An 8,589-nucleotide genomic window follows, 5' to 3' on the forward strand; every position below is an offset into this window, starting at 1 on the left:
CACACGACGGCACGAGCATGCCTACCGACAGACGGCCACATACCTCACCTGGGAAAACGTGACCCTACCTTCGGTTTGGGAATCGCTTCTGAGGCTATCCCTGCGGGCGGCCCTGACACGGGCTCTGTCAGGCCTGCGTGGAAGACTGCGGCGCATGTCTCTCGCCGACCTCACCTTTGACCAGTGGCGGTCATTCGACCTTTCGACCGCCCGCCAGGTCGCACAACAGGCAGCTGATCTGGCAGGCGGCCGCGTGGTTACCGTCGAGGTCGTCGAGCACCTCGGCGCCCGGATGCACCGCGTCCGGATCGAACGGAATGCACAGGAATTCGCCCTGGTGCCGGGTGGCACGGTGACGCTCGGCTTCAACCTCGACACCTGGCAACCGACGTCCGAGCAGGCCACCGACTACCAGGAGAGCCTGGAGGAGGGCTTCGGGTATGGCCCCGATCTGCGGGCCCACCTTGGTCTTGTGCTCAGTCCGCGCCGGCACGTCACCCTGGCGACGGTGCTGATGGCGGTGGAGGACGAGAACCTGACCGAGTCTCCCACCGACATGCCGGCCGTGCTCGCGGCTCGCGGCCTGCGGATGCCGAGCTCCGATGAATGGGAACACGCCTGCGGAGCCGGCGCGGGCACCCTGTTCCGATGGGGCAACGACTGTCCCCTCGACCGGATCCCCTATGACGATCCCACCGGTCCACAACATCGACCGAACGCCCTGGGCCTGCGCATCGCCTACGACACGTACCGGACCGAGCTGACGAGTGACGTCACCGCGGTGCACGGCGGCGACGGCGGCGAGTCAGCGTGCGGCGGCTACGGCCACCTGCTGGGATGGCTGCCCCTGGCCACGGCCAACCGCAACCCCTTCCTCGCCACCGAGTTCGTCTACAGCCCGGAAGGCGAAGAAATGTACGAGGACTTCTCCACCCGGCCGGTACTCGCGCTCTGATCCTCCAGCAACCTCCCTGCGACCTCGGCCATGCCAACCAAGCCATCTCGCGGCAGTCGATCGAGGCCGGTCGGCGGGCATAACTGAGCACGTTCCTCCGTACCTGGCTGGGCATATTCACGGGTACGCCGACACCCACCCGCGGGGGTCAGCCGGTGTCCGGGGCCGCGGCTGCCGCGTTCTCCACCTCCTCCCCGCACCCGCGGGGGTCAGCCGGTCGAGCTGGGTGGCGTCCAGGTCCGTGGGTACTCCTCCCCACGCCCGTGGGGGTCACCCGCTCGAACCCCGGGACGGCACCGTGGTGGAGATCTCCTCCCCACGCCCGTGGAGGTCACCCGTCCCGGATCACGCTGCCTGACGGCCGGCAGACCTCCTCCCCACGCCCGTGGGGGTCACCCGTTCCTCGACGCGATGGAGTCGCTGGGGTCGGCCTCCTCCCCACGCACGTGGGGGTCAGTCGCTGTAGACGGAGGTCACCGCGTTGCGGTCGCTCCTCCCCACGCCCGCGGGGGTCAGCCGACGGTGCGGGCGCCCTTGCTCAGGTGGCGGTCTCCTCCCCGCACGAGCGGGGTCAGCCGTGCCGGATCGTCAGCCTCGGCGGCGCCATGGACTCCTCCCATCCCCGCGGGGGTCAGCCGTCCCTTGCAACGTTCAGCCCGTCATAGGCGATCTCCTCCCTGCAAGGGCGGGCCTCGGAAAGATCAGCCGCATCCCGGCGAGGAACCACCGACAGGTGGCACGATGAACACAGCCCCTTGACACCTCAACACACCACAGCAACCACCCCTCGCCAACCATCCAACATGGTCAAGAAACAGCAAAGGCCATGCTGCACCTCAGGCCGGAAGCCTCCTCCCCGCACCCGCGGGGGTCACCCGCCGAGGAACGGGGCCTCCGCCAGGAGTTGGAGCTCCTCCCCACACCCGCGGGGGTCACCCGTCCCCGGACCCGCCGCGACCCGGAGACCGCAGCTCCTCCCCGCACCCGCGGGGGTCACCCGAGAAAACCAGCGCCGGACCATCGGGGTCCTTCCTCCTCCCCGCACTCGTGGGGGTCAGCCGGTAACTCCTCAGGAGATCGGGGAGGCCGCCGACTCCTCCCCACGCCCGCGGGGGTCAGCCGATTCTTGAGCAGTCCGGAAAGGCCTTCGTGCGCTCCTCCCCGCACGGGCGGGCCTCGGGAAGATCAGCCACCTCCCGGCGAGGAACCACCGACAGGTGGCACGATGAACACAGCCCCTTGACACCTCAACAGACCACCACCATCCACCCCTCTCGCCGACCATCCAACATGGTCAAGAAACGGCAAAGGCACTGCTGCGCCGCAGGTCGGAAAGCCTCCTCCCCACGCACGTGGGGGTCACCCGTCTAGTCGTCTCGCCTCTTGGATCGCTTGAAGCTCCTCCCCACGCACGTGGGGGTCACCCGCCCACGCCCGGTTCGTACGGGTACTCGCCGGGCTCCTCCCCACGCACGTGGGGGTCACCCGCCAGGTGTGGACAAGGCCGAGCCGCGGATGGCCTCCTCCCCACGCACGTGGGGGTCACCCGGACCACCTGCGCGCGGCCAACGTGACGCGAGGCTCCTCCCCACGCACGTGGGGGTCACCCGCTCGAAGCCGCGGTTCTCAACACGGCGACCCGCTCCTCCCCACGCACGTGGGGGTCACCCGCGCCGGGCGGTGTCGCGGTAGGCCTGGGCGCGCTCCTCCCCACGCACGTGGGGGTCACCCGTCGGGCATGCCGTAGCTGAATTCCGGGGTATCCTCCTCCCCACGCACGTGGGGGTCACCCGGTACTTGCGCATGGCGGCGTCGACATACTGGGCTCCTCCCCACGCACGTGGGGGTCACCCGTCGTCTGCCAGGCCGGCGTTTCCCCTGTCGACCTCCTCCCCACGCACGTGGGGGTCACCCGGCGTCGACACCGACCAGCAGTTCCCCGGGCTTCTCCTCCCCACGCACGTGGGGGTCACCCGCGGGTGGAGAGCGCCGGGCTGAGGCAGGGGCTCTCCTCCCCACGCACGTGGGGGTCACCCGCAGGACATGACCAAGGACGGCATCCCGAAGTGCTCCTCCCCACGCACGTGGGGGTCACCCGGCGCTCATCGAGTCCAACCAGCGGCTCATGCGCTCCTCCCCACGCACGTGGGGGTCACCCGTGGACCGTGTGACCTAGAAGACCGTCAGGGCCCTCCTCCCCACGCACGTGGGGGTCACCCGCGGATCGCGTTGGTCGGGACGTCGAGGGCTGACTCCTCCCCACGCACGTGGGGGTCACCCGCCCCCCGTGGTCTACCGTCGTAGGTAGCGCGGCTCCTCCCCACGCACGTGGGGGTCACCCGGGCGTGCGACCCTTCGCACCACGGGCCAACTTCTCCTCCCCACGCACGTGGGGGTCACCCGAGCGCCTGGCCGTTGCCTTCGGGCGGTCGCATCTCCTCCCCACGCACGTGGGGGTCACCCGGATCACAAGGCGCTCAGTTCCAGCATCAGCTGCTCCTCCCCACGCACGTGGGGGTCACCCGGCGGAGACGGCCAAGGGAGTTGCCCAGGCGAACTCCTCCCCACGCACGTGGGGGTCACCCGGACGTGCGCGGTGCCCCCGGGGCACGACCGGGCTCCTCCCCACGCACGTGGGGGTCACCCGAGCAAGCGCGTGCCCCACCCCTCGAAGGAGAACTCCTCCCCACGCACGTGGGGGTCACCCGTCGGTGGTTCGGCGGTCGGTTGCCCAGGCTCGCTCCTCCCCACGCACGTGGGGGTCACCCGGCATGCTCGACGATGGTGGACGACCCCACGGCCTCCTCCCCACGCACGTGGGGGTCACCCGCCGGGGCCGAGCGGGCGGCGGGCGGTGGTCATCTCCTCCCCACGCACGTGGGGGTCACCCGTTCAGCGTTGCGTGGGCGGTGGCGGCCTGCGGCTCCTCCCCACGCACGTGGGGGTCACCCGTACGCGTTGGCGTGGAGTCGCTGGAAGGCCTCCTCCTCCCCACGCACGTGGGGGTCACCCGGCCCCGGAGCTGGCCGTGCGGGGAGTCTCCGACTCCTCCCCACGCACGTGGGGGTCACCCGACCGCGAGGTAAGCCTGAGTGGTGGTCAGCGTCTCCTCCCCACGCACGTGGGGGTCACCCGTCCGCGAACGCCGCGACCGGATCCGCGTGATGCTCCTCCCCACGCACGTGGGGGTCACCCGATCATCGGCCGGGTATGGGCGAGCCGGAACGACTCCTCCCCACGCACGTGGGGGTCACCCGCCGCCAAGGCCCGGAGCCGGGTAGCCGAGGAGCTCCTCCCCACGCACGTGGGGGTCACCCGCGCCCCCGAAGCGCGGCCGCGGCCGTCCGCGGCTCCTCCCCACGCACGTGGGGGTCACCCGTATCCCAGCCTCCTCAACGCCCGGCGGGGCACCTCCTCCCCACGCACGTGGGGGTCACCCCGCCGGGTAGTGGGTGAGCGGCCTGCGGCCGGTCTCCTCCCCACGCACGTGGGGGTCACCCGAGATTTTCGGCGACACCGAAACGCGCGACCAGCTCCTCCCCACGCACGTGGGGGTCACCCGCCCGCCCCGATCAAGGACTCGGTGCTCGGCGCCTCCTCCCCACGCACGTGGGGGTCACCCGGACAGCCCGGACATCAGGTCCTCGATCCGGCCCTCCTCCCCACGCACGTGGGGGTCACCCGTACGGCGGCTTCTCGTTCAGCGACGACTGGCGCTCCTCCCCACGCACGTGGGGGTCACCCGGGCCGGCTCCCGAAGGCGGCGCCGAAGAAGCACTCCTCCCCACGCACGTGGGGGTCACCCGGCGGCCGAGGCTGGAGGCGTCCGCGCGGTCCGCTCCTCCCCACGCACGTGGGGGTCACCCGGGAGTTGAGCGGTGTCAAGGTCGCCGGGATGCCTCCTCCCCACGCACGTGGGGGTCACCCGGCCGGCGCCGATCGCGCCCAGCTCGATGAGCACTCCTCCCCACGCACGTGGGGGTCACCCGATCGTCACCCTCAAGGGCTTCGGCCACGGCCCCTCCTCCCCACGCACGTGGGGGTCACCCGTTCCGGCGGGACCGGCTGCGGCTCGGGTTCGGCTCCTCCCCACGCACGTGGGGGTCACCCGTGGGTCGGCGGCCTGTTCATGGTCGCCCTGGTCTCCTCCCCACGCACGTGGGGGTCACCCGTGGTCGATCGCGTCGTTCAGCTGGTTGTGCGCCTCCTCCCCACGCACGTGGGGGTCACCCGTTGCAGAACAGCGTTCGGGACAGCCCCGGCGGCTCCTCCCCACGCACGTGGGGGTCACCCGCACATGTCCATGCTGGCGGGCAGGACGTGGATCTCCTCCCCACGCACGTGGGGGTCACCCGCAGCTGCTCGACGGCTTCCGCCGCGCGGTCGCCTCCTCCCCACGCACGTGGGGGTCACCCGACGGTACAGCCGACCAGGAGAAGGTGAAGGCCCTCCTCCCCACGCACGTGGGGGTCACCCGTGGGCGTCGCCCGCGGCGAGGGAGGCGCGCTCCTCCTCCCCACGCACGTGGGGGTCACCCGGCCCGCCGTGAAGCCAGGCGTGAAGCCAGGAACTCCTCCCCACGCACGTGGGGGTCACCCGGCGGTGGCCAGGTCCTTGGCGGCGGCGGCCATCTCCTCCCCACGCACGTGGGGGTCACCCGCTGCCGCCCACCGGGGAGTCCCGCCACGGACCCTCCTCCCCGCGCACGTGGGGGTCACCCGTACCACGCCAACGGTCGCACCCCCTCCTCCTTCTCCTCCCCACGCACGTGGGGGTCACCCGGTCGTCGGACACGTCGAGGTGATGGCCGCCGTCTCCTCCCCACGCACGTGGGGGTCACCCGGCCGCGCGGGCCGAGGCCCGGCGCGGGGTGCGCTCCTCCCCACGCCCGTGGCGGTCAGCCGTCGCCGCCGCCCGCGCCCAAGACCCCGCCGCCCTCCTACTGAGGTTTTCGTGCTGTTGTCGGATAGTGACAGCTAGTGATCCCTGCGGTATGCCGGTGGTATGCGGTACGCGCAGGGTGGGGGCCTGACCGCTGAGCGGCGGGCGTTTCGTGAACAGGTGCGGCTGGAAGCCGCCGGCCGGTTCGAGGCCGGTGAGAAGACCTCGGTGATCGCCCGTGATCTGCGGGTGAGCGAACGGTCGGTGGAGCGCTGGCGACGGTCCTGGCGTGAGGGCGGCACCGAGGCCCTGCGCTCGTCAGGGCCGGCGGGCGTGCCGAAGCTGTCGGCGGCCCAATTCGTCGAGCTGGAAGAGGAGTTGGGCAGAGGGCCTGCTGCTCACGGGTTCGAGGATCAGCGGTGGACCCTGGCACGGGTCCAGGCGGTGATCGGCCGACGGTTCCGGATGCGACTGTCGATCGCGACCGTGTGGCGCCTGCTGAAGCGTCACGGCTGGTCCTGGCAGGCCCCGGCCCGCAGAGCGCTGGAGCGGGACGAGCACGCGGTGGAGTTGTGGAAGCAGGAGGTGTGGCCGCGGGTAAAAGCACCGCGGCGGCGCTCGGGGCCTGGATCGTCTTCGAGGACGAGGCCGGGTTCGCGATGACGCCGCCGCGCGCCCGCACCTGGGGCCGGCGCGGACACACGCCCGTCGTCCGTGTCCGTGGACGCTCCCGTCGCCGGATCTCGGTGGCCGCCCTGTGCTGCTACAAGCCCGGCGAGAAGAGCAGGATGATCTACCGGCCCCGCTTCCACCACCCGCTCAAGGGGGCCCGCAAGAGCTTCGCCTGGACCGACTACCGCGACCTCGCCGTCCGCGCGCACATCCAGCTCGGCGGCCCGGTCGTCCTGGTGTGGAACAACCTGAACACGCACCTGGCCGCCGGCATGAAGCAGTACGCGGCCGAGCACGACTGGCTGACCGTCTTCCAGCTGCCCTCGTACGCACCCGACCTCAACCCCGTCGAAGGCTTCTGGTCGCTCCTGCGACGCGGCCCGATGGCGAACACCGCCTTCACCGACGCCGACCACCTCACCCGCACCCTCCGCCGGGGCCTGCGACACATCCAGCTCCAGTCGCCCCTCATCGAAGGATGTCTGGCCGGCACCGGTCTGTCACTCGCTCCACCGACTCCGCCCTGAGAACCTCAGTAACCGCACGAGCGGGGGTCAGCCGCCCCCGGCGTCGGGGTTCCAGGACTTGGCCTTCTCCTCCCCGCACGAGCGGGGGTAGGCCGGTCACCGATGCCCCGCGCCACCGTCGCCGACGCCTCCTCCCCGCACGAGCAGGGGTCAGCCGCGCCACCGCGAGCGGCAGCTGGTCGACCAGCGCTCCTCCCCGCACCCGCGGGGGCCAGCCGGACCGGATCGAGAAGACGGTTCAGCTCGCCGGCTCCTCCCCGCACGAGCAGGGGTCAGCCGCGGCCGAGCGCGACAACCCGATCACCGGGCAACTCCTCCCCGCGCCCGCGGAGGTCGGGGCGTGAGACTGGTAGGCGCGCATGTTGAGGTGTCGCGAATTCGCGGCCGCGCCCAGATGAAACTCACTCTGAGTGATCTGCGCGGCACCCGGCAGACCGCTGGTCGGCGGTTGGCATGATGGGACAGCTGCAGGTCTCAGGTGTCTCTAGAGGAGCAACTATGGCGTTCAAGACCGGAGCCGCCGAACGAGGCGAGTGGTCCTATTCGCCGGCTCTCGGCGTCGGACCGCTCCGGTTCGGCATGACCGTCGACGAAGTGGTCGAGGCGGCTGGGGTACTCGGCCAGACGAAGGTCGGCGAGTGCGCACGGCACCACGCGATCTTCTCGCCGACCTGGAAGGTCGAGGTCTACTGTCGCGGGGTGGCTCCTTCACCACCTGCCGTCACGGCCTATGTGAGCCAAACCGTGGGGTTGTTCTGCATCGCTTCCGACGCCATGCACGGTCCGCAGGTCACGTACGACGGACTCCCACTGGTCGGGAGGGACCTGTCGGAGTTGGAGAACGACGCAATCGCCTATGCCGAGGCAATGGACGTGCATCTTCGCTACACGCCCGAGGGCTACGCGGGACCGGATGATCCCGGGGTTGTCCTGCGCGGGCAATTGGTCGGGCAGGTCCTCCGATCGCGTCCGCTGTTCATGGTGACGCGCGACGGCGCGAATACCGAATGGGACTCGATGCCCACCGAGGAGTACAAGGTTGACGGCCAGTCCACAGCCTGACGTGGTGTGACTGGGGCCCCCGCCTGCGCTCCACCCCACGGATTGCCGCTCCTCCCCACGCTCGTGGGGTCAGCCGTCGCCCGTGTAGCTGTGCTATCAGACGGAGCCCTCCTCCCCACGCTCGTGGGGGTCAGCCGGACTGGACGGTCGCCTCGGCCCGGTAGGGATCCTCCTCCCCACGCTCGTGGGGGTCAGCCGTAGCCCGCGCCGGGGAACGGCTCGTCGCCGGCCTCCTCCCCACGTCCGTGGGGATCACCCGCGGGGGTTCAGCGGCGCGGACGCCGATGGCTGCCCCTCCCCACACCCGTGGGGGTCAGCCGTTCGCCAGCCGAGGCTAGGTCACCGGCACCACCACCTCCCCGTCCCCGTGGCGGTCAGCCGTCGCCGCCGCCCGCGCCCTAGGTTCTGTCCGGCGGATCATGTGACTTCTCCATGCCGGGCTCGTTGTGCCCGGCATGGGGCGGGGTGATCTGACGAACGAGGAATGGGGCC

4 protein-coding genes and 2 CRISPR repeat arrays are annotated in these 8,589 nt (G+C 71.1%); all 4 genes read left to right on the forward strand.

Annotated features, from left to right (window positions below; all coding sequences use genetic code 11):
* Positions 1-154: 154 nt before the first annotated feature.
* The 4 genes from ACFWXO_RS44170 to ACFWXO_RS44185 all read left to right on the forward strand — a co-directional run bounded on the left by ACFWXO_RS44170 (position 155) and on the right by ACFWXO_RS44185 (position 8,097).
* Positions 155-955: a hypothetical protein gene (locus ACFWXO_RS44170; RefSeq protein ID WP_380532627.1), complete on the forward strand. Its 801-nt coding sequence runs from the start codon at positions 155-157 to the stop codon at positions 953-955.
* An 849-nt stretch (positions 956-1,804) separates the two neighbouring features.
* A CRISPR array of direct repeats spans positions 1,805-2,077; the repeat unit is 19 nt; unit sequence CACCCGCGGGGGTCACCCG.
* Between the two features lie 215 nt (positions 2,078-2,292).
* A CRISPR array of direct repeats spans positions 2,293-5,859; the repeat unit is 29 nt; unit sequence CTCCTCCCCACGCACGTGGGGGTCACCCG.
* A 100-nt stretch (positions 5,860-5,959) separates the two neighbouring features.
* On the forward strand, positions 5,960-6,499 hold the full coding sequence (locus ACFWXO_RS44175) for a winged helix-turn-helix domain-containing protein (RefSeq protein WP_380532630.1): 540 nt from the start codon (positions 5,960-5,962) through the stop codon (positions 6,497-6,499).
* Complete coding sequence (locus tag ACFWXO_RS44180) at positions 6,496-7,035, forward strand: transposase (RefSeq protein WP_380532635.1); 540 nt, start codon at positions 6,496-6,498, stop codon at positions 7,033-7,035. The genes ACFWXO_RS44175 and ACFWXO_RS44180 overlap by 4 nt, the downstream gene beginning before the upstream one ends.
* A 498-nt stretch (positions 7,036-7,533) precedes the next feature.
* The gene (locus ACFWXO_RS44185) at positions 7,534-8,097 is read left to right on the forward strand and encodes a hypothetical protein (RefSeq protein WP_380532633.1); all 564 of its coding nucleotides are present in this window, start codon (positions 7,534-7,536) and stop codon (positions 8,095-8,097) included.
* Positions 8,098-8,589: the final 492 nt, after the last annotated feature.

The organism is Kitasatospora sp. NPDC059088 (assembly GCF_042738155.1).
Lineage (GTDB): Bacteria > Actinomycetota > Actinomycetes > Streptomycetales > Streptomycetaceae > Kitasatospora.